This is a genomic window from Variovorax sp. R-27 (assembly GCF_049913215.1).
Taxonomy (GTDB): Bacteria; Pseudomonadota; Gammaproteobacteria; order Burkholderiales; family Burkholderiaceae_C; genus Variovorax.
The window spans coordinates 5743198-5765969 of sequence record NZ_CP183984.1 but is presented as its reverse complement, the minus strand read 5'-3'; the positions used below and the strand labels follow the sequence as shown (position 1 = coordinate 5765969).

23 protein-coding genes are annotated in these 22772 nt (G+C 68.6%); 13 read left to right on the top strand and 10 right to left on the bottom strand.

What is annotated here, in order from left to right:
* Window positions 1-7: 7 nt before the first annotated feature.
* Together ACN9MV_RS27070 and ACN9MV_RS27065 are read left to right on the top strand one after the other, a co-directional pair.
* Window positions 8-1399, top strand: a complete 1392-nt coding sequence (locus ACN9MV_RS27070) for a M16 family metallopeptidase (protein ID WP_371127429.1) — start codon at window positions 8-10, stop codon at window positions 1397-1399.
* A 17-nt stretch (window positions 1400-1416) separates the two neighbouring features.
* Entirely contained in the window at window positions 1417-2793 is a 1377-nt protein-coding gene (locus ACN9MV_RS27065) for a M16 family metallopeptidase (RefSeq protein WP_093059920.1), read from the top strand.
* A 7-nt stretch (window positions 2794-2800) separates the two neighbouring features.
* Here the strand turns inward: ACN9MV_RS27065 and ACN9MV_RS27060 are convergent, their stop codons facing one another.
* Window positions 2801-3718, bottom strand: a complete 918-nt coding sequence (locus tag ACN9MV_RS27060) for a LysR family transcriptional regulator ArgP (protein WP_093059918.1) — start codon at window positions 3716-3718, stop codon at window positions 2801-2803.
* 75 nt (window positions 3719-3793) lie between these two features.
* Between ACN9MV_RS27060 and ACN9MV_RS27055 the strand changes: the two genes are divergently transcribed.
* The 7 genes from ACN9MV_RS27055 to pcp are packed head-to-tail and all read left to right on the top strand — an operon-like array spanning window position 3794 to window position 8793.
* Window positions 3794-4429, top strand: coding sequence for a LysE/ArgO family amino acid transporter (locus ACN9MV_RS27055; protein ID WP_093059916.1), 636 nt, complete (start codon window positions 3794-3796; stop codon window positions 4427-4429).
* A gap of 33 nt (window positions 4430-4462) precedes the next feature.
* The gene (locus ACN9MV_RS27050) at window positions 4463-5113 is read left to right on the top strand and encodes an RsmD family RNA methyltransferase (RefSeq protein ID WP_426390301.1); all 651 of its coding nucleotides are present in this window, start codon (window positions 4463-4465) and stop codon (window positions 5111-5113) included.
* Between the two features lie 43 nt (window positions 5114-5156).
* Window positions 5157-5660 (top strand): pantetheine-phosphate adenylyltransferase, encoded by a 504-nt coding sequence (coaD, locus tag ACN9MV_RS27045; protein ID WP_081269908.1) that lies wholly within the window; start codon window positions 5157-5159, stop codon window positions 5658-5660.
* A 6-nt stretch (window positions 5661-5666) separates the two neighbouring features.
* On the top strand, window positions 5667-6329 hold the full coding sequence (gene pxpB / locus ACN9MV_RS27040) for a 5-oxoprolinase subunit PxpB (RefSeq protein ID WP_093079491.1): 663 nt from the start codon (window positions 5667-5669) through the stop codon (window positions 6327-6329).
* The gene (locus ACN9MV_RS27035; protein ID WP_093079489.1) at window positions 6326-7324 is read left to right on the top strand and encodes a biotin-dependent carboxyltransferase family protein; all 999 of its coding nucleotides are present in this window, start codon (window positions 6326-6328) and stop codon (window positions 7322-7324) included. Before pxpB ends, ACN9MV_RS27035 begins: the two co-directional genes overlap by 4 nt.
* Window positions 7325-7358: 34 nt before the next feature.
* Entirely contained in the window at window positions 7359-8099 is a 741-nt protein-coding gene (gene pxpA, locus ACN9MV_RS27030; protein ID WP_093059908.1) for a 5-oxoprolinase subunit PxpA, read from the top strand.
* A 31-nt stretch (window positions 8100-8130) separates the two neighbouring features.
* Entirely contained in the window at window positions 8131-8793 is a 663-nt protein-coding gene (pcp, locus tag ACN9MV_RS27025) for a pyroglutamyl-peptidase I (protein WP_426390297.1), read from the top strand.
* An 18-nt stretch (window positions 8794-8811) separates the two neighbouring features.
* On the opposite strand, the gene ACN9MV_RS27020 is transcribed toward pcp, so the two are convergent.
* Complete coding sequence (locus ACN9MV_RS27020) at window positions 8812-9525, bottom strand: alpha/beta fold hydrolase (protein WP_426390295.1); 714 nt, start codon at window positions 9523-9525, stop codon at window positions 8812-8814.
* A 125-nt stretch (window positions 9526-9650) separates the two neighbouring features.
* On the opposite strand from ACN9MV_RS27020, the gene ACN9MV_RS27015 reads away from it, so the two are divergent.
* Together ACN9MV_RS27015 and ACN9MV_RS27010 are read left to right on the top strand one after the other, a co-directional pair.
* The gene (locus tag ACN9MV_RS27015; RefSeq protein WP_097198082.1) at window positions 9651-10232 is read left to right on the top strand and encodes a Yip1 family protein; all 582 of its coding nucleotides are present in this window, start codon (window positions 9651-9653) and stop codon (window positions 10230-10232) included.
* 76 nt (window positions 10233-10308) lie between these two features.
* Entirely contained in the window at window positions 10309-11007 is a 699-nt protein-coding gene (locus ACN9MV_RS27010) for a histidine phosphatase family protein (protein WP_426390293.1), read from the top strand.
* A 16-nt stretch (window positions 11008-11023) separates the two neighbouring features.
* Here the strand turns inward: ACN9MV_RS27010 and ACN9MV_RS27005 are convergent, their stop codons facing one another.
* The 3 genes from ACN9MV_RS27005 to ACN9MV_RS26995 all read right to left on the bottom strand — a co-directional run bounded on the left by ACN9MV_RS27005 (window position 11024) and on the right by ACN9MV_RS26995 (window position 14554).
* Window positions 11024-12619 carry an N-acyl-D-amino-acid deacylase family protein gene (locus ACN9MV_RS27005; protein ID WP_426390291.1) on the bottom strand — a complete coding sequence of 532 codons (1596 nt, stop codon included), beginning with the start codon at window positions 12617-12619 and terminating at the stop codon, window positions 11024-11026.
* A 138-nt stretch (window positions 12620-12757) separates the two neighbouring features.
* On the bottom strand, window positions 12758-14116 hold the full coding sequence (locus ACN9MV_RS27000; RefSeq protein ID WP_426390289.1) for a tetratricopeptide repeat protein: 1359 nt from the start codon (window positions 14114-14116) through the stop codon (window positions 12758-12760).
* A 39-nt stretch (window positions 14117-14155) separates the two neighbouring features.
* Complete coding sequence (locus tag ACN9MV_RS26995; RefSeq protein WP_093059894.1) at window positions 14156-14554, bottom strand: tautomerase family protein; 399 nt, start codon at window positions 14552-14554, stop codon at window positions 14156-14158.
* A 111-nt stretch (window positions 14555-14665) separates the two neighbouring features.
* On the opposite strand from ACN9MV_RS26995, the gene ACN9MV_RS26990 reads away from it, so the two are divergent.
* Window positions 14666-15526: a LysR family transcriptional regulator gene (locus ACN9MV_RS26990; RefSeq protein ID WP_093059892.1), complete on the top strand. Its 861-nt coding sequence runs from the start codon at window positions 14666-14668 to the stop codon at window positions 15524-15526.
* A gap of 40 nt (window positions 15527-15566) precedes the next feature.
* Window positions 15567-16193, top strand: coding sequence for a YitT family protein (locus ACN9MV_RS26985; protein ID WP_093059890.1), 627 nt, complete (start codon window positions 15567-15569; stop codon window positions 16191-16193).
* A gap of 69 nt (window positions 16194-16262) precedes the next feature.
* Here ACN9MV_RS26985 and ACN9MV_RS26980 read toward each other — a convergent pair whose 3' ends face one another.
* The 5 genes from ACN9MV_RS26980 to ACN9MV_RS26960 all read right to left on the bottom strand — a co-directional run bounded on the left by ACN9MV_RS26980 (window position 16263) and on the right by ACN9MV_RS26960 (window position 22771).
* The gene (locus ACN9MV_RS26980) at window positions 16263-17657 is read right to left on the bottom strand and encodes an amidase (protein ID WP_426390286.1); all 1395 of its coding nucleotides are present in this window, start codon (window positions 17655-17657) and stop codon (window positions 16263-16265) included.
* Complete coding sequence (locus tag ACN9MV_RS26975; protein ID WP_354338065.1) at window positions 17648-19135, bottom strand: ABC transporter substrate-binding protein; 1488 nt, start codon at window positions 19133-19135, stop codon at window positions 17648-17650. Before ACN9MV_RS26975 ends, ACN9MV_RS26980 begins: the two co-directional genes overlap by 10 nt.
* 217 nt (window positions 19136-19352) lie before the next feature.
* Complete coding sequence (locus ACN9MV_RS26970; protein ID WP_093059884.1) at window positions 19353-20846, bottom strand: ABC transporter substrate-binding protein; 1494 nt, start codon at window positions 20844-20846, stop codon at window positions 19353-19355.
* 111 nt (window positions 20847-20957) lie between these two features.
* Window positions 20958-21785 carry an ATP-binding cassette domain-containing protein gene (locus tag ACN9MV_RS26965; RefSeq protein ID WP_426390283.1) on the bottom strand — a complete coding sequence of 276 codons (828 nt, stop codon included), beginning with the start codon at window positions 21783-21785 and terminating at the stop codon, window positions 20958-20960.
* Window positions 21782-22771: an ABC transporter ATP-binding protein gene (locus ACN9MV_RS26960; RefSeq protein ID WP_426390281.1), complete on the bottom strand. Its 990-nt coding sequence runs from the start codon at window positions 22769-22771 to the stop codon at window positions 21782-21784. Before ACN9MV_RS26960 ends, ACN9MV_RS26965 begins: the two co-directional genes overlap by 4 nt.
* Window position 22772: the final 1 nt, after the last annotated feature.

Genomic DNA, 22772 nt, shown 5'->3' with positions numbered 1-22772 from the left:
GCTGGCGATGGCGCTTCTGGCGCCATGGGCCATGCCTGCGCAGGCCCAGACTACCCAACCTTCCGCCGCCGCAGCCGCGGCGCCCGGCCCCCAGCAATTCACGCTTGCCAACGGCATGACGCTGATCGTCCAGCCAGACCGGCGCTCGCCCACGGCGGTGCAGATGGTCTGGGTCCGTGTCGGCTCCATCGACGAAGTCGACGGCACCTCCGGTGTGGCACATGCGCTCGAACACATGATGTTCAAGGGCACCAAGGACATCAAGCCCGGCGAGTTCTCGCGCCGCGTGGCAGCCCTCGGCGGCCAGGAAAACGCCTTCACCACCCGCGACTACACCGGCTACTACCAGCAGATTCCGGTCGGCAGCCTCGAACAGGTGATGAAGCTTGAATCGGACCGCTTCGCTAACAACCAGTGGCCTGACGACGAGTTCAAGCGCGAGATCGAGGTGGTCAAGGAAGAACGCCGCCTGCGCACCGAAGACCAGCCGCGCGCGCTGCTCGGCGAACAGCAGAACGCCGCCGTCTTCACCGCCTCGCCCTACCACCGCCCCGTGGTCGGCTGGATGAGCGACCTCGACGCGATGACGCCCGAGGACGCACGCGCCTTCTTCAAGCGCTGGTACGTGCCCGCCAACGCCGTGCTCGTGGTGGCCGGCGATGTCGACGTGGCCCAGGTGCGCGCCATGGCCGAGAAGTATTACGGCCGCATCCCGTCGAGTGCCGTGCCTGCGCGCAAGCCGCGCACCGAGCCGACGCAGCGTGGCATCCGCCGCATCGAACTGAAGGCGCCGGCCGAGCAGGCGTATGTGTCGCTGGCCTTCCGCGTGCCGCAGCTCGCCAGCATCGACGACGCGAACAGCGACGCCTGGGCGCTGGTGGTGCTGTCCGCCGTGCTCGACGGCTATGCCGGCGCGCGGCTCGACCGCGCACTCACCCAGGGGCCCGATCGCGTCGCCGATTCGGCCGGTGCCTATTCAGGCTTCATGGGCCGCGGCCCGCAGCTCTTCGTGCTCGACGGCGTACCAGCCGCCGGCAAGAGCGCCGAGGTGGTCGAGGCCGCGCTGCGCGCCCAACTGGCGCGCGTCGCCAAAGACGGCGTGGGCGAAGCCGAACTGGCCCGCGTCAAGACCCAGTGGGTGGCGAGCGAAACCTACAAGCGCGACTCGGTGATGGCGCAGGCGCGCGAACTCGGCAGCAACTGGGTCCAGGGCCTGCCGCTCGACGCCAGCGAGCGCATCGTCGCCCGGCTGCAATCCGTCACGGCCGCCCAGGTGCAGGCCGTGGCCGCCAAGTACTTCGGTGACGACCAGCTCACGGTCGCCACGCTGCGCCCCCTGCCGCCCGAAGCCAAGCCCCGTGGCCGCGGCTTCGCGGCGCCCGCAGGCGAAATGCGCTGAAAGACAGGTCCCGTTCCATGAAAACTCTCAAGAAGATCGCCCAGTGCGCCCTGCTCGCGGGCGTCACCGCCATCGTGGGCATCACCAGCGCGCAGGCCGCGCTGCCCATCCAGCAGTGGACGCTGGCCAACGGCGCAAAAATCTACCTCGTGTCGACCAACGCGCTGCCGATCGTCGACGTGCAGATCGACTTCGACGCCGGCAGCCGCCGCGACCCCGCACCGCAGGCTGGCCTGGCCAGCACCACCGCGACCATGGTCGAGAAGGGCGTGCGCGCCGGCAAGAGCGGCGAACCGGCGCTCGACCAGAACGCCCTGGGCGAAGCCTGGGCCGATCTGGGCGCCAGCTTCGACGTGAGCGCCGGCACCGATCGCACCAGCTACTCGCTGCGCACGCTGTCCGATCCGGCGTTGCTGAACAAGGCGGTGGCGCTGGCATCGCGCGAGATCGGCGAGCCGGCATTTCCCGACGACGTGTGGCTGCGCGAGCGCGAACGCATCAACGCGGCCATCAAGGAGGCCAACACCAAGCCCGCGACCGTTGCGGGCCGCGCCTTCGCGCAAGCCGTGTACGGCGTGCACCCCTACGGCCAGGAGGTGACGGAAGAAACGCTCGCGCGCATCGACACCGCCGCCATGCGCCAGCGCTACCAGCAGCTGATCGTGCCGTGCCGCGCCAAGCTCAGCATCGTGGGCGCCGTGACGCGTGCCGAGGCCGAGACGATCGCGACCACGCTGCTGTCGCGCCTGCCCGGCCCCGAGGCTTGCACGCCGCTGCCTGCCGTTGCACCAGTGGCCGCGCTCACCGCGCCGAAGGACGAGCGCATTTCCTTCGACTCGGCGCAGGCCCACGTCTTCATCGGCCAGCCCGGCTATCCACGCAAGGACCCGGACCACTTCGCGCTCACGCTCGGCAACTACGTGCTCGGCGGCGGCGGCTTCGTCTCGCGCCTGATGAACGAGGTGCGCGAGAAGCGCGGCCTGACCTACAGCATCTACAGCGGCTTCGCGCCGGGGCTTGAGGCGGGTGCCTTCCGCGTCGGCTTCCAGACCCGGCCCGACCAGGCCGAAGAGGCGGTGAAGATGTCGCGCGAAGTGCTCGCGAAGTTCGTGGCCGAAGGCCCGACCGCCAGCGAACTGAAGGCCGCGAAGGACAACCTGATCGGCGGCTTTCCGTTGCTGCTGGACAGCAACCGCAAGCTGATCGGCAACGTTGCCAACATCGCCTGGCACGACCTGCCGCTGGATTACCTCGACACCTGGACCGCGCGCATGAACGCGGTTACGGCGGCCGACGTCAAGGCGGCCTTCCAGCGCAAGCTGCAGCCCGAGCGCATGGTGACGGTGGTGGTGGGCGGCAAGGAAGCCAAGACGACCGCCAAGGCGCAGCCCTGACCGGCAGTCACACCACCAGGGCGTGCGGGCCGCTGCTGGCGGCAGCCCGCACCGCCGCCCCAAGCCGTTCGAGCAGCCGCGGCGCCGCCCGCGCCTGCTGCCAGTAGAGCGGCACCGGCAGCGTCGAGCCGGGCACCAGCTCCACCAGCCTGCCGTCTTTGATTGCACCGGCCACCATGCTGGCCGGATGCATGCCCCAGCCCATGCCTGCGCACGCCGCCTCGACGAATGCGTTGGGCGAAGGGATCCAGTGCCGCGGCGTCTCGACATTGCGGTGGCAGATGCGCCGTACCCAGCGCGTCTGCAGCCGGTCCTTGCGGTCGAACACCAGGCTCGGGGCGTCCGCCAGCGTGCGGGCGCCCACGCCCTTGGAGAAGTGTTCACGCACGAACGCGGGGCTCGCGGCCGCCACGTAGTGCATCGTGCCCAGCGCTTCGCTGTTGCACCCCGCCACCGGTTGCGCCAGCGCGGTGACCGCCGCGAACACCGCGCCGCTGCGCAGCCGCTCGGCCGTATGGTCCTGGTCGTCCACCGTGAGGTCGAGCAGCGCAGCCTGTTCCTGCGTGGCGAAGGCTGCGGCGGCGGCCACGAACCAGGTTGCGAGGCTGTCTGCGTTGACGGCCACCCGCACCGTGACGCGCTCGCCGCCCGCTTCGTCGCCGCCCATGCCGAGGGCGGGCAGGGCCTCGCGCAGCTCGTGCTCCAGCATGCCCACGCGCTCGACGTGCCGGCACAGCTGGAGCCCCGCTTCCGTTGCGACGCAGGGCTGGCCGCGCACCAGCAGCGCGCCGCCGGTGCGCTCTTCGAGCTGCCTGATGCGCTGCGACACCGCAGAGGGCGTGACGTGCAGCGCGCGGGCGGCGCGTTCGAAGCTGCCCTCGCGTACGACGGCGGCAAGGGCGTTCAGGGCGGCGTAGTCGAGCATGGTGATGAAGTAAAACTGAATCAGATTAAGAAAGTTTAGTTTGAATTAATCCTGCGCGGGCGGCATCCTCGAAGCATGCAAGCCGTACACGTCACCACTGCCTTCGCCAACGGGCTCTTCATGAGCCTGGTCCTCATCGTCGCCATCGGCGCGCAGAACGCCTATGTGCTGCGCCAGGGATTGCGCCGGGAACACGTGGGCGCGGTGGTGCTGTTCTGCGCGGCCAGCGACGCGGTGCTGATCGGCGCGGGTGTCGCCGGCATGGCGCAGGCGCTGCAGGGGCGGCCGATGTTGGCCACCGTGCTCGCGGGGCTCGGTGCGGCCTTTCTCTGCGGCTACGGGCTCAAGGCGCTGTGGCGCTCGCGGCAGCCCGCCGCGCTGCAGACCACGGCGCAGGGCGTTTCGCTGTCGCGCGTGGCCGTGGTGGCGCAGGCGGCCGGCTTCACGCTGCTGAATCCGCACGTCTACCTCGACACGGTGCTGCTCGTGGGCAGCGCGGGCGCGCAGTACGCGGGGCTGCTCAAAGTCTGGTTCGTGGCGGGCGCCGCCACGGCGAGCGCGCTGTGGTTCACCTCGCTGGGCTTCGGCGCGCGGCTGCTTGCGCCGGTGTTCGCGCGGCCGCGCGCCTGGCAGATGCTCGATGCGCTCATTGGCGGCACCATGCTTCTGCTGGCTGCCATGCTGGCACAGCGAGCGCTTGCAGGGCTCTGAAAGCGGGCATGCGGGCGGCGTTAAGCTCGCCGCATGCCCCAGAAAGCCGCCCCCGCCTCCCGTCCCGCAGCACCCAAGCCCAAGCGCCCGTCGAAGCCCAGCGAGGTGCGCATCATCGGCGGCGAATGGAAGCGCACCCGCCTCGCCGTGGCCGACAAACCCGGCCTGCGCCCCACACCCGACCGCGTACGCGAAACCCTGTTCAACTGGCTCGCGAGCCTGGCCGGCGCCGGTGGCGGCGAACTGCCGGGATGGCAGTGCGTCGACGCCTTCGCGGGCACCGGAGCGCTCGGCTTCGAGGCCGCCTCGCGCGGCGCGGCGAACGTGCTGCTGTGCGAGCAGGACGCCGCGCTGGTCGCGCAACTCCAGGCCGCCAAGACCAAGCTGAGCGCCGAGGCTGTGCGCATCGAGCGCGGCAACGGCGTCACGGCGCTCGAACGCGCGCCGGCCGGCAGCCTCGACGCCGTGTTCCTCGACCCGCCCTTCGACAGCACAGCCCTCTACGAACCGGCCCTGCGCGCCGCCGTGCGTGCGCTGCGTGCGGGCGGCTCGGTGTACCTCGAAGCACCGCGCCGCTGGAGCGATGAAGAACTGGCCGCCTTCGGCCTTGTCGGTTTCCGTTACCTGAAGGCCGGCGCAGTGCACGCCCATCTGTTGCGGCCGGCTGCCGAGGGGACTGCATAATCCGCCGAACAAGCCGCACCGGCAGCATGAGGAAGAAGCAACCATGGCCAGCAACGTCATCGCGGTTTACCCCGGCACATTCGACCCCATCACCCTCGGCCACGAGGACGTGGTGCGCCGTGCCACCCAGCTCTTCTCCAAGGTGATCGTCGCCGTCGCGGCGGGCCACCACAAGAAGGCGCTGTTCACGCTGTCAGAGCGCATGGACATGGCCCGCGAGGCCGTCAAGCCTTACAGCGACCAGGTCACCGTCGAGAGCTTCTCGGGCCTGCTGCGCGACTTTGTCGTCGCGCGCGGCGGCAAGGCCATGGTGCGCGGCCTGCGCGCCGTGACCGACTTCGACTACGAGTTCCAGCTCGCGGGCATGAACCGCTCGCTGATGCCCGATGTCGAGACCGTGTTCCTGACCCCCAGCGACAAGTACCAGTTCATCTCCAGCACCTTCGTGCGCGAGATCGCCATGCTCGGCGGCGAGGTCCACAAGTTCGTCTCTCCCAACGTGGAGCAGCAGCTGGCGGCCAAAGTCCGCAGCCTCGGCCGTGAATAAGCCGCGATGAGCGGCACCCCGCCGCCCCGACTGCATCTTCTGGGCGATGCAGCGCTGCTCTGCGAGTTGCCCGCGCCGGCCACGCTGGCGCAGCAGCAGCGCATCTGGGCCCTTGCGGAGCGCGCCCGGCAATGGCCCGGCGTCGGCGAAACGCTGCCGGGCATGAACAACCTCACGCTCACTTTCGACCCGACCGCGATCGACCTCGACGCGCTCACTGCGTACGTTCTCGAGGCATGGCCGAAGCTGCCGACTGGTGGCGTGGCGGGCCGGCTGGTCGAGATTCCGGTGGCCTACGGCGGCGAGCACGGGCCGGACCTGGCCGATGTCGCCGCCCACACCGGCCTCACGCCGGCCGAGGTGGTGCGGCGCCACAGCGCCGGTGAATACATCGTCTACCTGCTGGGCTTCCTGCCGGGCTTCGCCTTCATGGGCGGCCTGCCGCCCGAACTCGCCACGCCCCGCCGCGCCGAGCCGCGCACGGCGGTGCCCGCGCGCTCGGTCGGCATCGGAGGCGAGCAGACCGGCATCTACCCGCTGGTGTCGCCGGGCGGCTGGCAGCTGATCGGCCGCACCTCGCTCGAGCTGTTCGACCCCACGGCCGAATCGCCGACGCTCTTGCGTCCCGGTGACCGCGTGCGCTTCGTCGCAGAGAGCGTGCAGACATGATCGTCATCCGCAAACCCGGCGTGCTCGCGTCGGTGCAGGACCTGGGCCGGCACGGCCATCGGCAGCTCGGCATCTGCCCGGGCGGTGCGCTCGACGTGCTGGCGCTCACGCTGGCCAACCGGCTCGTGGGCAACGCCGATGGCGCGGCGGGCCTCGAACTCACGATGGGCGGCTGCGAGCTGCAGTTCGAAGCCGACACGCGCATCGCCCTCACCGGCGACGACTTCAGTGCCAGCCTCGATGGCGTGCCGCTGTGGCCCTGCTGGAGCGTGCCGGTCGTGGCCGGCCAGACGCTCAGGCTCGCGGGCGCCAATGCACCCGGCGTGAAGAAGGTCGGCCTGCGCAGCTGGCTGGCGGTGGCGGGCGGCATCGACGTGCCGCAGATCCTCGGCTCGCGCAGCACCGACCTCAAGGCCGGCTTCGGTGGGCACGAAGGCCGTGCGCTGCGCAAGGGCGACCGGCTGCCGACGGGTACTTCGCCGCTGAACGCAGCGCAGCGCGAACGCCGAGCCTTCGGCCTGCGCGGTCCCGATTGGGGCCCCAACGAAGACGACGGCGCCATCGCCCTGCGCGTGCTGCCCGGCCCCGAGTTCGAACTGTTCACGCTGGCCGCGCGCGAGCAACTGTGGGGCGAGCGCTGGCGCATCACGCCGCAGAGCAACCGCATGGGCAGCCGGCTCGCGGGCGCCGAGCTCAAGCGCAAGCGCGGCGGCGACATGCTCTCGTCGGGCGTGATCCCCGGCACGATCCAGGTGCCGCCCTCGGGCCAGCCGATCATCCTGATGGGCGACGCGCAGACCACCGGCGGCTATCCGCGCATCGGCGTGGTCATTCGCGCCGATCTCTGGAAGCTTGCGCAGGCGCCGCTCAACGGCAGGCTGCGCCTCGTGCAGGTCGACCAGCCGCAGGCGCTGGCCGCATGGGCCGACCAGCAGCGCTACCTGTCGCAGGTGGCGCAAGGGCTGGCTGCTGCAGGCTGGCCGAGCCCGGCATAGACTCCGCGGAACTCGCGGAAAAGGAAGCCCCACCATGCAAATCGACCTCAATGCCGACCTCGGCGAAGGCGCCGGCAGCGACGAAGCCCTGCTCGCACTCGTCAGCTCCGCCAACATCGCTTGCGGCTGGCACGCGGGCGACGCCAAGACCATGCAGCAGTGCGTGCGCTGGGCGATACAGAACGGCGTGGCCATCGGCGCGCATCCCAGCTTTCCGGACCGCGAGAACTTCGGCCGCAGCACCATGCACCTGCCGCCCGACGAGATCGTGGCCAACGTGCTCTACCAGGTGGGCGCGCTGGCGGCCATCGTGAAGGCCGAGGGCGGCAAGCTCTCGCACGTGAAGGCGCATGGCCAGCTCTACAACCAGGCCGTGAAGGAGCCCGAGCTGGCGGACGCGCTGTGCGAGGCGGTGCGCCGCTTCGACCCTTCGCTCAAGTTCTTCGGCCTAGCGGGCAGCAACATGATCGACGCGGCCCGTCGCGCCGGCCTCGCGCCGGTCGAAGAGGTGTTCGCCGACCGCGGCTACATGCCCGACGGCAGCCTCGTGCCGCGCAGCCAGCCTGGCGCGCTGATCGAGAGCGAAGAGCAGTCGATCGCGCAAACGCTCTCGCTGGTGCGCGACCACCGAGTGACCGCCATCGACGGCAGCGTCGTGCCCGTCAATGCGCAGACCGTGTGCCTGCATGGCGACGGCGCCCACGCACTGGCCTTTGCGCGCCGCATCCGCGAGCGGCTGCAGCAGGAAGGCATTGCCGTCCAGGCGATGGCCTGACGGACAACCTGAACACGCAACGGGCCGTGCCGTGGCAGCAAAGCCCATCAACGTCCTGCTGACCGGATTCGATCCTTTCGAGCAGGAGGCGATCAATCCGTCATGGGAAGCGGTGCATGCGCTCGACGGCTGGAAGAGCGGTCGCGCGACAGTGCATGCACGCCAGGTGCCCTGCGTCTTCGGCGATGCCATCGATGCGCTCGTCCGCGCGATGGACGAGCTCCAGCCGCAGCTGGTGCTGTGCATCGGCCAGGCCGGCGGGCGTGCGGAGTTCACGCCGGAGCGCATCGCCATCAACATCGACGATGCCCGCACGGCCGACAACAAGGGCCGCGAGCCCATCGACGTGCCCGTGGTGCCGGGGGCTCCCGCCGCGTACTTCTCGACGCTGCCGATCAAGGCCATGGTGCGTGACCTGCGCGCGGCCGGTGTGCCGGCCTCGGTGTCGAACAGCGCGGGCACCTTCGTCTGCAACCATATCTTCTATGGCCTGATGCACCGCATCGCGACGCATCCGGTGCTGGGGCAGCGCGGCGGCTTCATCCATATTCCCTACCTGCCGGAGCAGGCAGCGCGCTTTCCGGGTGCGCCGAGCATGTCGCTTGAAACGATGGTCAAGGCCTTGCGTATCGCCGTGACGACCGCGCTCGCGGTGAAGCGCGACGTTGCCGAAACCGGCGGCCAGCTGCACTGAGGCGGCCGGCCAGCGCGTTCAGGCGGCAGCCGGGAAGTGCTTCGCCAGCCAGCCGTTGAGCGCGGCGTTGACGAGCTCGGGCTTTTCCATCGTCAGCATGTGGCCGCATTCGGGCACCCACACGACTTGCGCCTGCGGCAGCAGCGCCGCCATCTCGCTCGTGCACTCGGGCGGCGCGAGCCGGTCTTCGTCGCCGCACACCAGCAGCACCGGCGCGCGCAGCGACGCGAGGTGCAGCCGCGCATCGGGCCGCCGCATCACCGCGCGGTTCTGGCGGATGAGCTGCTCGGCGCCCGCGCCCAGCACGATGTCGAGGTAGCGCTGAACCATCACCGGGTCGGCCGCCTGCGTGGGGTGAAAGGCGAAGTAGACGTTCGGCTCGATCACGTCGCGCACTTCGCCTCGCTCGAAGTATTCGATGGCGCCCTCGCGCAGCGTGAACATGTCGGGCGTCTCGGGCCGTGCGCTGGTGCCGAGCAGCGCGAGCCCGGCAATGCGCCCGGGCGCCTGGCGGGCCGCCTCCATGGCGACCATGCCGCCCATCGAGGCGCCGCAAAGAATCAGCGGCCCCTCGTTGTCGCGCAGCACGGCTGCGGCCATGCCCTCGATGGTGTCGTTGTGCCGCTGGACGTCGCTCACGCGGGCGCCGAAGGCGGAGGGAAGGGCGGGCAATTGGGCTTCCCAGATGCGCTCGTCGCAGGCGAGGCCGGGTAGCAGGATGAGATTGGGCATGGAGACGGATTTTGCGCGAATGCGGCAGCCAGCGTCGCGGCATGGCGCATGGCATAGGCTTCCTGGCCAGCAGTCATCCGGAAGCGACCTCGGCATACTTTTGAGACCCATGCCGAGGACTCTCAATGAACCTGGTTGAACGCGCGCAATCCATCCTGCTCAAGCCCAAGGCCACATGGCCGGAGATCGACGCGGAGCCGGCCGACGCTGCTTCGCTCTACAAGAACTACGTGATGATCCTCGCGCTGATCCCGGCGGTGGCGAGCTTCATCGGCCTGTCGCTGATCGGCATCGGCGCCTTCGGTGTGAGCTTTCGCGTGCCGATCGTCTCGGGGCTCGCGAACATGGTCGTGGGCTACGTGCTGTCGCTGGTGATGGTGTTCGTGCTCGCACTCATCATCGACGCAATGGCGCCGACCTTCGAGGGCACCAGGAGCCAGATCGGCGCGCTCAAGCTGTCGGCCTATGCCAGCACCGCGGCCTTCGTTGGCGGCATCTTCAGCCTGCTGCCTTCGCTGTCGGTCCTTGGTGCGCTGGCAGCACTGTACGGCGTGTACCTGCTCTACACCGGCCTGCCGGTGCTTATGAAGTGCCCACCCGACAAGGCCATTGCGTACACCGCAGTGGTGGTGGTCTGCGCCATCGTCGGTGGCTTCATCATCGCGTGGGTGCTGGCGTTGCTCACGCCGTCGCCGGTACGGCTCTAGGCGCGGTGGCGGTCGAGCAACAGCTTGCGGGCCACAAAAGCCCGAGCGTCACGCGCACGGTGGAAAATGGGCGTCAATGCCAACGCCCAAGCCCGACACCACCACCGACCTGATCCTCATCCGCCACGGCGAAACCGCCTGGAACCGCGAACTGCGCTTTCAGGGGCACGCCGATGTTCCGCTCAACGACATCGGCCACGAGCAGGCCCGCCGCCTCGGCCTGCGGCTGGCCGGCGAGACGGTAGTGCAACACATCATCAGCAGCGACCTCATGCGGGCGCAGCAGACCGCAGCGCCCGCGGCGTCGCAGCTGTCGCTGCCGGTGGTCACTTCTGCGGGGCTGCGCGAGCAGTTCTTCGGCGTGGTCGAGGGCATGCGCTCCGACGAAATCCAGAGCCTGCATCCGCGCGCCTGGGAAGAGTGGCTGGAGTTTCGCGAGGACCATGCCATGCCCGAGGGCGAGACGGCGCGCGAGTTCCACACGCGCATCATCGCGGCGCTGGGCAGCATCGCCGCCGCGCACAAGGGGCAGCACCTGATCGTCGTCACCCACGGCGGCGTGCTCGACATGGTGTGGCGCACTGCAAGGGGCCTGAGCCTGAGCGGGCCGCGCCAGAGCGACATTCCCAATGCGGGCTTCAACCGCATCCGCATCGTCGACGCGGCCCGGCCCGACGACATCGAGATCGTCGAGTGGGCCGACACGCGACACCTGGCCGACCTGCCGCCGCAGCCGACCTACGACCAGACGCGGCACCTGAAGAACAAGGATTGAGGAAGGGCCCTCGGCCTCAGCCGCAGCTGCCCGCCTTCGGCGTGCGCAGCAGCGGCTGGCCGGCGCCAACGCCTGTGGGCTTGCCGCCGTCGACGGCGAGCTGCCCGTTCACCAGCACCGTGCTCACGCCTTCCGACAGCAGCGTCGGCTGCGTGTAGGTGGCTTTCGCCGCATAGCGCGCCGGATCGAACACCACCACGTCGGCGTAGTAGCCCGGGCGCAGGTGCCCGCGCTGCTTCAGCCCCAGCGTGTCGGCCGTGAGCGACGAGCTGCTGCGGATGAACTGCGCCAGCGAGATCGTGTGCTCCTTCACCACGTACTGGTCGTACTTGCGCGCGAAGGTGCCGTAGGCGCGCGGATGGCCCAGCGACGAGTCGGACGAGGTCATGACCCACGGCCGCTTCATGAAGGCGCGCACGTCGTCGTCGCTCTGGTTGAACGAGGCGATCATCAGGTCGCCGTCGCGCAGCACCGCGATGGCGGCTTCCACCGGATCGGCGCTCGATGCCTTGGCCACGTCGGCCAGAGTCTTGCCCACGTACTTCGTGCTGCCGGCCGAGAACAGGATGGCCTCGGGGCCGCCGCGCAGCCGCAGGTTCTCGCGCATGTCCTTGCGCAGGCGCTCCTGCTGCGAGGCGTCGTCGAAGCGCTGCAGCGTCGCCACACGGCCACCCTCGTTGGCCCAGGGCGGCAGCAGCGCGGCCGAGAAACGCGTGCTCGACGCGGTCCACGGATAGTGGTCGGCCGTGATGTCCAGCCCGCCCGCGCGTTCCTTCTCGATGCGCTTGATGATGTCGCCGCTCTGGCCCTGCACGTCGACGCCCAGCGCCTTGATGTGCGCCACATGCACCGGCAGCTTCGCCTCGTGGCCGATGCGGATCGCCTCGTCGATGGAGCCCTTGAGGCCGATGTTGTACATGGACTCGTCGCGGATGTGGCTGTCGTACAGGCCGCCGTGCCGCGCCGCCACCTTCGCGAGCTCGATGACCTCCTCGGTTTTCGAGAAGTTCTGCGGCGTGTAGAAGAGCCCGGTCGAAAGGCCAAGCGCGCCTTCGCACATGCCCTGGCTCACGCGCTTCTTCATTGCCTCGAGCTGCTCGGGCGTCGGTGCCCGGTTGGCTTCGCCCAGCTCGCTCATGCGCACCGGGCCGAAGCCCACGTACATGGCCACGTTGGTGCCCACCGGCGCGGCACGCAGCTTCTGCGCCTGCGCCGCGATGTCGAAGCCGCCGAAGCCGTCGTTGCCGATTACCGCGGTGGTCACGCCCTGCGTGATGAACGGGATGTTCAGCCGCTTCTTCGGATCGTTCGAGTGCAGGTCGGCATCCGCATGCGTGTGGGCGTCGATGAAGCCCGGCGCCACCACCATGCCCGTGGCGTCGATGACGCGCCTTGCCGTGAACTGCGCTGGCGCCGCCTTGCCCGCGAACACGATGCGGTCGCCCGCGATGCCGACATCGCCCACCACCGGCGTGTCGGAGTCGCCCGTGTAGACGGTTCCGCCGCGCAGCAGCAGGTCGAGCGCGACGGGCGTTCCCTCGGCGGCATGCAGGGTGGGTGCGAAGGGTGCGAGGGCCGAGAGAACGGCCAGCGTGACGAGAGACTTGCGCATGGGCGATGGGGCCTTGAAGGCTTCTTGTCGATAGGGAGCGGCCAGTTTAGGAGCCGCCTCCGGGTCATCGCCAATTCCTTTTGCACCATGCCCCATGACCTGAAGGCATGGGCTGCCGGGCGGTGCTCGCAGATGCGCTCAGGCGTGCGTCGCAAGCTGCCCGAGGCCGAGGCGCTCGTACACCGCCGCCGTCTGCCGGCGCAGGCGCAGCGACTCGGGCTGGCCATTGAGCTGTTGCTGGAGGATGCCCTGGGCAGCGGACAGCGAAGCCTCCGTACCGCTGCGCACCAGCGCATCGAGATACACCTGCTCGAACAGGTCGCGCTGCGCGTGGCTGCCGCCGATCTCGATCATGCGCGGCAGGGCAGTGCCGAGCCCTTCGATGGCTGCCGCGAGATCGCTGCGCGCATGCGCCACCAGTCCGTGCGCGGCCGGCACGCACACGCGCTGCCATGCCGCGCGCGTCGATGCCGGCGCGTTCGGCGCGAAGGCCACTATGTTGCACAGCAGAACCTCCGCCTCGGGGCGCCCGGCGCGCGCCAGGCCGTAGAGGTACTGCAGGTCGAGAAAGGGCAGCACGTGGTCGGCCTGGCGCTGCCGCAGGTAGCCGGCCACGTCCTCCCAGCGCCTGCCCACGTCGATGCCCGCGAGCTCCAGCCGTGCGAGCAGCGAGACGGCGCCGATCTGGTCTTGCGAGTAGTCCTTCACCACGCCCCAGGCATGCTCGTCGTACACCGCGAGCGCTTCGGCATCGCGACCCAGGTCGATGAGGAACAGCGCCATGTGCCACCAGTTGTGCGTGACCATGAACGAGTTGAGGCCGGTCCAGGTGTCGCTCACGCTCTGCATGAACGCCAGCCCTTCGGCGAGCCGGCCCTCGGTGAGCATCACGTGCGCCAGCGCATGGTGCGCCCACGGCTCCTTGCGGCACATGGCGATGGCGCGGCGTGCGCTCGCCTCGGCCTCGCGCATCAGGTGGCACTGCTCGTAGCCGAAGGCCGCCATGCCGTGCACGTAGGGCACGTCGGCCGCGTGCGGCAGCACTGCCAGCGCGAGCTTGAGCATGCCCGGGCAGTCGCCGGTGTTGAAGCAGTGGTACTGGCCGAGCTTGACCGACACCAGGTCGCGCGGATGTTCGCGGGCCTGCTCCGCATGCAGTGCGATCGCGCGGGCAATGTCGCCCTCGGCCCAGGCCTCGATGGCCGCGATGTAGCGCTGCTCGCGCGGCGTGGCGCGTGCGGCGCCGGCGCGGGCCTTGTCGAGAAATGGCCGGGCGTTGGCCACGGCCTCGCGCGATTCGGCGAACAGGTGCAGCGTGGCGCAGTAGGCCTGCACGATGGGGCTCGCATCGGTGCCGGCCACGGCGATCAGGTTGACGGCGCGAGCCTCTGTCGAGATGAACCCCATGACGAAGTCGTCGACCAGCGGCAGGCTGGTGGGGTCGTCGAGGGTGAGCGGGTTGCCGAGGCTGTCGGCGAGCGGTTTTCCGGAGGGCATGGCGGCATGGTGCCATGCCCCCGGAGATGCTTCAACGACTCAGACGCCGGCCTGCTGGTGGCGGTACTCCTGCGTCTTGCCGCCGTAGCCGTAGGCCGCGCCGCGCGCGTCGATCACGTGGATGTAAGACACCTCGTGCAAGTCCGGCCGGATCTTCGCCATGGCCGCGTGCACCTCGCGCAGGTAGCGCGCCTTCTCGGCCTTGGTGTTGGTCTCGTCGGTGATGCTGATGTCGAGGTGGAAGGCCGACTTGCCCAGCGAGGCCAGCGTCTGGCCGCCTATGAACCAGGCGTCGGCGGCGATGTACTGCACAGTGATGGCGATCACCGGCAATTGCTTGCCGAGCACGCTCTGGGTGAGCTCGGCGACCGTGTCGACGGTCTTGCGGGTGAGGGCGGCGTCGGGTTGGCCGGAGAGGTGGACGACGATGTGGGGCATGGTGGACTCCTGGGTGAATGAGTGGTCGATGGGGTGATTGTGGGAACTCCCTATCAATCGGAAAAGCGGGAAGATATGATGGATTCCATCGGATTAACGGATGAGTGAGTCATGCAAGGCTTTGATCTGGAGCAGCTGCGCACGCTGGCGGCGGTCGTCGACGCAGGCAGCCTGACGGCCGCCGCGCCGCGCGTCTTTCTTTCGCAGTCGTCGGTCAGCGAGCAGATCCGCAAGCTGGAAGAGCGGGCCGGGCAGTCGCTGCTCACCCGCAGCAAGGCGGGCGTTTCACCCACCGAGGCGGGCGTGCGGCTGCTGGGCTATGCGCGGCGCATCCTGTCGCTGAGCGACGAGGCGTTTCGTGACCTGCATGGCGAGACGCTGCAGGGCGAGCTGCGCCTCGCCGTCACCGACTACTTCCGGCCCGGGGACCTGACGCGCCTGCTGGGGCGGCTCGGCGAGAGTTATCCGCAAGTGCGGCTGCACGTCACCATCCTGAAGAGCGACGATCTGCGCGCTGCATATGCGCGGGGAGATTTCGATGTGGGAGTGGCGATGAACATCGCCGGCGTTTCCGCCGCGCAACCCCGGGCGTCGGTGATCCGGCGCGAATCGCTGGTGTGGCTGGGCGCGGCGGGCATGCGGCTCGTGCGTGGCGAGCCGGTGCGGCTGCTGGCCTTGCCGGACACCTGTTCGCTGCACCAGTTCACCGTGGCGCTGCTGCGGCGCCGGCGGGTGCCCTACGCGCTGGCGCACGTGGCCTCGGGCGTGGCGGGGCTGCAATCGGCGCTGGCCGCCGGGCTGGGCGTGGCCTGCCTCAACGAATCGGCCATCAGCGATGGCGTGGCGCGGCTGGCCACCCCCCACGGGCTGCCGGCGCTGCCGCGTGTCGCCTTCGAGTTCTTGCCCGGTCGCAGGGGCGAAACGGCGTTCGTGACCCGGGCCCGGGAGCTGCTGGCCACCCATCTGGTGTGAGTCCGGCTAGGGGTGGCGCGGGATTTGCGTCACGTCTGCCATGGATGCGCCACCTCCCACCACCCCACCGGAATGGCTGCGCCATTCCCGTTTCGATGACGCGCAGGCGATCTTTTCGGGCACCTTGTTCGTTGCCATTGCCATGATGCTGTTCGGCCAGGCGGGCTTGCTCACGGGCGGCACGGCCGGCGTCGCGTTTCTGTTGCACTACGCAACTGGCGTGAGCTTTGGAAAGCTGTTCTTCCTGGTCAACCTGCCGTTCTACTGGTTCGCATGGCGCCATATGGGGCGGGCGTTCACGATCAAGACTTTCTCGGCCATTGCGTTGCTCTCGCTGATGACCGACTGGGCGCCGCGCTACCTGTCGATCGATTCACTGCACCCGGCTTTTGCGGCCGTGCTCGGTGGCTTGCTGCTGGGCACTGGCTGTCTGTTCCTCGCCCGCCACCGCGCGAGCCTGGGTGGTGCGACGGTGTTGACGCTGTACCTGCAGGAAAAGCGCGGGTGGCCGGCTGGCAAGGTGCAGATCGGGATCGACTGCACGGTGGTGTTGCTCGCGTTGTTCGTGATTCCACCGCAGCGTGTGGGGTGGTCGGTGCTGGCTGCGGTGGTGATGGGGCTCTTTCTCTGGATCAACCACAAGCCTGGGAGGTATGCGGCGACTTGAGCTTGCTGTTCTCCGGGGTGCGTGCGAATGTCCCCCGTCGGCGTGATCGCTCCCCGAACAACACCAGAGTCAAGGCGCAACAGGCCAGGGCCGCTGAGGCTCCCGAATCTGCTCGAACGCACGCGAAACGCGCAGCACCCCGAGGTCGTCGAAACGCTGCCCCGCAATCTGAAGACCGATCGGCAATCCACCCGCCGAGTACCCGCAGTTGACCGAAGCCGCCGGCTGCTCCGACATGTTGAACGGCACCGTGAACCCGATGTGCTCCAGTGGCCTCAAGGGATCGTTCGTGGGCGAAGGCGCCTCCGCCGCTGCGGGCATGTTCGGCGACACCGGCGAGATGACGTAGTCGAAGCGCGCGCAGGCGCTCACCGCCGCCACGCGCGTCGCATGGAACTGGCTGAAGCTGCGGAACACGTGCTCGCCGCTGAACTCCGCCGCGCTCTCGGCCCATTCACGGATGTAGGGCAGCACCTTCGAGCGCTGGTCGGCTCGCAGGCCCTTCATGTCCACCAGCGAGCGCATGCGCCACAGATGGTCCATGCCGTCGAGCATTGCCTGCGACATGAAAGGCTGCATCGGTTCGATGATGGCACCGGCCTTCTCCAGCAGGCGTGCCGCGTGTTCGACCGCTGCCTGGATTTCAGGCTCCACCGCCAGTCCGCAGCCCGCGTCGAGCAACAGGCCAATGCGCAGACCGCGCAAGTGATCGGGTGACACGTCGAAGCTGTCCCAGGCCATGTCCTGCGGCGGCAGGCTCATGCTGTCGCGCGCATCGGGCTTCGACAGCGCCTGCATCAGCAGAGCCGCGTCGCCCACGGTACGCGTCATCGGCCCTGCGGCACGGCCCATGTACGGCGGATCGATGGGGATGCGCCCCAGGCTCGGCTTGAGCGTGAAGATGCCGCACCAACTCGCGGGCAAGCGCAGCGAGCCGCCGATGTCGGTGCCCAGGTGCAGCGGGCCATAGCCGGCAGCGGCCGCAGCACCCGCACCAGCGCTTGAGCCGCCCGGCGTCAGGCGCAGGTCCCACGGATTGCGCGCCAGCGTGTGAAAGCTCGACAAGCCCGAAGACAACATGCCGTAGTCCGGCATCGTCGTCTTGCTCACGATCACCGCGCCGGCTTCCTTCAAGCGTGCGGCTGGCGGCGCATCGGCAGCCGCGGGCTTCAGGTCGACGGCGGCGGTGCCGGCCGGCATCGGGTCACCGCGTGTCGCGATGTTTTCCTTGATGGTGGCCGGCACGCCGTCGAGCGGGCCGAGCGCATCGCCGCGCTGCCAGCGCGCTTCCGAAGCGCGCGCCTGTTCGAGCGCGACTTCGGGCCTGAAGAGCCAGGTGGCCTGCAGGTGCGGCTCCCAGCGCTCGATCTGCGCGATCACGGCCTGCGTCACCTCCACCGGCGAGAGCTTGCGGTCGCGGTAGGCCGCGGCAAGCTCCTGTGCGGACAGGTCGTTCAACCCCACGACAGCGCCGACAGGTCGTTCACGAAGATCGGGTTGTCCTTCCAGATGCCCTTGACGTTCTTCTTTGCGACGGTCGGGAACTGCGGCTGGTACAGGAAGCCGTTGGCAGCGTCGGTGGCCAGCAGTTTCTGCGCGTCGCCCAGCAGCTTGTTGCGCTCGGTGGCGCTGGCCGTGGACTTGATCTTGTCGAACAGCGTGTTGAAGGCCTTCGACTGGTAGCCCCAGTAGTAGTCCGACTTGGCGTAGTTGCCGAGGTCGAAGGGCTCCACATGCGAGACGATCGACAGGTCGTAGTCCTTGTTGCCGTAGGTGCCGCTAAGCCACTGCGCCCACTCCACGTTCTGCACCTTCACCACGATGCCGATCTTGGCGAGCTGGGCCACGATCACTTCGCCGCCCTGGCGGGCATACGGCGGCGGCGGCAGCGTCATGGTGAGTTCGAGCGGCGTCTTCACGCCGGCTTCGGCCAGCAGCTTCTTGGCCTTCTCGATGTCGAAGGGGTTGATGCCGGTGGTGTCGACATAGCCCGCAGCACCCGGCACGTAATGGCTGCCGATGGGCACGCCGAAGCCGTCGGCCGCGCCTTCGATAACGGCCTTGCGGTCGATGGCCGCAAGAATGGCACGGCGCACGCGCACGTCGTCGAGTGGCTTCTTCTTGTTGTTGATCGAAAGAATCGTCTTGGCGCGCGAGCCCGCCAGGATCACCTGGAACTGCGGATTCGCCTTGAACTGCGGCACCACGCGCGTGCCGATGCGCGCGAACACGTCGACGTCGCCCGAGAGCATGGCCGCGGCCTGCGCAGCGGTGTCGGAGATGAAGCGGAACGTGACCTTGTTGATCTTCGCGGTGGCGGGGCTGCGAAAGCCCTCCCACTTGCTCAGCGTGATAGACGAGCCCTTGGCCCAGCTGTCGAGCTTGTAGGGGCCGGTGCCGACCGGCTTGGTGGCGTTGCCCTCGGCACTCTTGGGCTCGACGATCACGGCCGTGGCCTGGCCCAGCACGAAGGGCAGGTCGGGGTCGATCTCCTTGTTGATGATGACGACGGTGTAGTCGTCCACGACCTGCGTTGCGAGGTTGGCGAAGGTGCGCTTGTCCTTGTTGGTGCTCTTCTCGCCGCCTGCGCGGTCGAACGAGAACTTCACGGTGGCCGCGTTGAAGGGCTCGCCGTTCTGGTACTTCACGCCGCGCCGCAGCTTGAAGGTGTAGGTCTTCAGGTCGGGCGAGATTTCCCAGCTCTCGGCCAGCAGCGGCGTGACGCTGCCGTCGGCATTGATCTTGGTGAGCGTCTCGAGGATGTTGTAGTGCACCACCTCGGCGATGGCGGCGGCGGCGCCGGTGGTCGGGTCGAGCCCCGGCGGTTCGAGCGCCATGCCGATCACGATGGCGTCCTTCCGGCCCTGCGCCATGCCGGCGAGCGGGGTGGCCAGCGCAACGGTGGCGCCAGCGGTGGTGAGAAGGGTGCGGCGGTTCAACATACGTGTGATCTCCGGATAGACAACAAGCCAGGTTCGAATGACGACTGCTCCGGCGTGCGCCATGCCCCGAAGGGAGGCGCGACGCCGCGAAAGACACGACACGCAGCACGAAAGATGCCACGTGCGCAGCCGGTCATTCTCTCGCAGGGGGCGAGTCGGTGCGCGGCCCGCGGGGCGGTTTTTCCTCGGGACGTTCCCGTAGGCGAGAGAGCCCGGGTCAGCCCCAGGACAGGGCCGCGATGTCGTTCACGAAGATCGGCGTGTCCTTCCACAGCCCGCGCAGGTTGCGCGCCGCCACGGTAATGAACTGCGGCTGGTACAGGAAGACGTTGGCCGCGTCTTCCGCCAGCAGCCGCTGCGCGTCGCCCAGGTAGCGCAGGCGGTCGGAGGTGCGCGCGGCGTTGCGCGCCTTGTCGAAGACCTCGTTGAACCTGGCCGACTGGTAGCCCCAGTAGTACTCGGGCTTGGTGTAGTTCACCAGGTCGAAGGGCTCGACGTGCAGGATCAGCGAGAGGTCGTAGTTCTTGTTGCCGTAGGTGCCGCTGATCCATTGCGCCCATTCGACGTTCTGGATCTTCGCGACGATGCCCACCTTGGCTAGCTGCGCGGCGATCAGCTCGCCGCCCTGGCGTGCATAGGGCGGGGGCGGCAGCACGAGCTCGAGTTCGAGCGGCGTCTTCACGCCGGCTTCGGCCAGCAGCTGCCTGGCCTTCTCGACGTTGTAGGGGTTGATGCCGGTGGTGTCGATGTATCCCGGCGCGCCCGGCACGTAGTGGCTGCCGATGGGTACGCCCCGGCCGTCGACGGCGGCTTCGATCACCGCCTTGCGGTCGATGGCCGCGGAAATCGCGCGGCGCACGCGCACGTCGTCCAGCGGCTTGCGCTTGTTGTTGATGGCCAGGATGGTCTTGCCGCGCGAGGCGTTGAACACCACCTGGAAGCGCTTGTCGTTCTGGAACTGCGGCAGGCTACGCGACACCGAGGCATGCGGAAACAGGTCGATGTCGCCCGAGAGCAGCGCGGTGGTCTGCGCGGCCGGCTCGGAGATGAAGCGGAAGCTGGCCTTGCGGATCTGCACCGTGTCGGCATTGCGCCAGCCGTCCCATTTGGCGAGCACGATGCCCGAGCCCTTGGACCAGCTGTCGAGCCTGTAGGGCCCGGTGCCGACCGGCTTGGTGGCGTTGGTCTCTACGGTCTTGGGCTCGACCTGGATTGCCGAGGCCTGGCCCAGCAGGAACAGCAGGTCGGGCTCGATCTCCTTCGTGATGAGCACCACCGTGTGCTCGTCGACCGCCTGCGTCGCGATGTTGGTGAAGGTGCGCTTGTCCTTGTTGGTGCTGTTGGCCGCGGCCGCGCGGTCGAACGAGAACTTGACGCTCTGCGCGTTGAAGGGCTCGCCGTTCTGGAACTTCACGCCACGCTTGAGCTTGAAGGTGACGGTCTTCAGGTCGGGCGACACCTCCCAGCTGTCGGCCAGCAGCGGCGTGACGCTGCCGTCGGAGTTGATCTTGGTGAGGGTTTCGAAGACGGTGTAGAGCACCACCTCGGCGATCTCGGCGCCGGCCTTGGCCGTGGGGTCGAGGCCCGTGGGCTCCAGCGTGAGGCCGAGCACCAGCGAATCTTTTTTTCTCTGCGCCAGCGCGATGGTCGGCAGGGCCAGCGGTGTCAGGGCTGCGGCGCCGGTGGCGAGCAGGGTGCGTCGTTTGAGCATGAAGCGGTGTCCTCGGAACAGGGGGCAAGCATCATCCGCGAGAGCAGGGCGCCAGCGCAACCAGATGCTTATGACCCACTCATCCTAGAGACTGCGGGCGACGCTTCGGTGTCAGGCCGGCAGCAGCGTGCCGCCCGTGGGCGTGCGCGGCACTGCATCGAGCAGCGTGCGCGTGTACTCGTGCTGGGCGTGATGGAAGAGCTCGGCGGGCGGACCCTGCTCGACGATCTTGCCTTTCCACACCACGCAGACCTCGTCACACAGATGGTTGACCACCGCGAGGTCGTGACTGATGAGCAGGTAGCTGATGCCGAATTGCTGCTGCAGGTCTTGCATGAGGTTGAGCACTTGCGCCTGCACCGACACGTCGAGCGCGCTGACGGGTTCGTCGGCGACTATGAGCTTGGGGCGCGTGATGAGGGCGCGTGCGATGGCGATGCGCTGGCGCTGTCCGCCCGAGAACTCGTGCGGGTACTTGTCCATGTCGGTGGTGCGCAGGCCGACCGCTGCCAATGCTTCGGAAGCGCGTTCGCGCTGCACGGCGCGGCTGGTTTCGGCCAGCGCTTCGAGCGGTTCGGCGACGATGCGCGCCACGGTCTGGCGTGGGTCGAGCGAGCCGTAGGGGTCCTGGAACACCATCTGGAAATCGCGCCGCGCGGTGCGCAGCTCGGCCTTGGGCAGCGCATGCAGGTTTCGGCCTTCGAGCGAGACGGTGCCCGAAGTGGGCGTGTCGAGCGCCATCACGAGGCGAGCGATGGTCGACTTGCCCGAGCCCGATTCGCCGACGATGCCCACGCTCTTGCCGGCCTGCACCTCGAAGCTCACGCCGTTGAGCGCCTTCACGGTGGGTGGCGGGCCGAAGAGCTTTTCGCGCGGCAATGCGTAGTGGCGTACGAGATCGGTGACCTGCAGCAGCGGTGGAGTGGTGGCCGTGCTCATGGTGCGATGGCCCCTTCCGTGGCGATCTCTTCGAGCCGGATGCAACGCACAGCATGGTCCTGCGGCAGCATCGTGGCTGGCGGCCGGGTGGTCTTGCAGGCCTCGACGGTGTAGCTGCACCGGCCCGCGAAGGGGCAGCCCTTCGGCAGGTCGACCAGCTCGGGCACGCTGCCCTTGATGGTGGCCAGCCGCAGGCCGCGCGGTGCACCGATGGCGGGGCGTGCGGCGAACAGGCCCTGCGTGTAGGGATGGGCGCGGCGCGCGAACACCGCCTCCGTCGGGCCACTCTCGACCACGCTGCCGCCGTACATCACCAGCATCTTCGAGACCGTCTGCGCGATCACGCCGAGGTCGTGCGAGATCAGGATCAGCGCCATGCCGCGCTCGGCCACGAGGCTCTGGATCAGTTCGAGGATCTGCTTCTGGATGGTGACGTCGAGCGCGGTCGTCGGCTCGTCGGCAATCAGCAGGTCGGGCCCGCAGGCGAGCGCCATCGCGATGCCGATGCGCTGGCGCTGGCCGCCGGAGAACTGGTGCGGATAGGCGTCCAGGCGCGAAGCTGCATCGGGAATGCCCACGCGGTCGAGCAGCGCGAGCACTTCCTTGCGAGCGTCGGCCTTCGAGAGACCGCGGTGCAGCTGCAGCGGTTCACCGACCTGGCGCGCGATGGTGTGCACCGGGTTCAGCGCCGTCATCGGCTCCTGGAAGATCATGCCGATGCGGTTGCCTCGGATCTGGCACATGGCTTTCTCGTCGCGGCCGATGAGCTCGGTGTCGTCGAAACGGATGCTGCCCGTGACCTTCGCGGTCGAGGGCAGCAGGCCCATAAGCGACATCACGGTGATCGACTTGCCGCAGCCCGATTCGCCAACGATGCCCAGCGTTTCGCCGCGCTCCAGCGTGAAGCCGATGCCGCGCACAGCCTCGGCGGGGCCGCGCTGCGTCTGCAGTTCGATGTGCAGGTCTTTGACTTCGAGCAGGGGCATC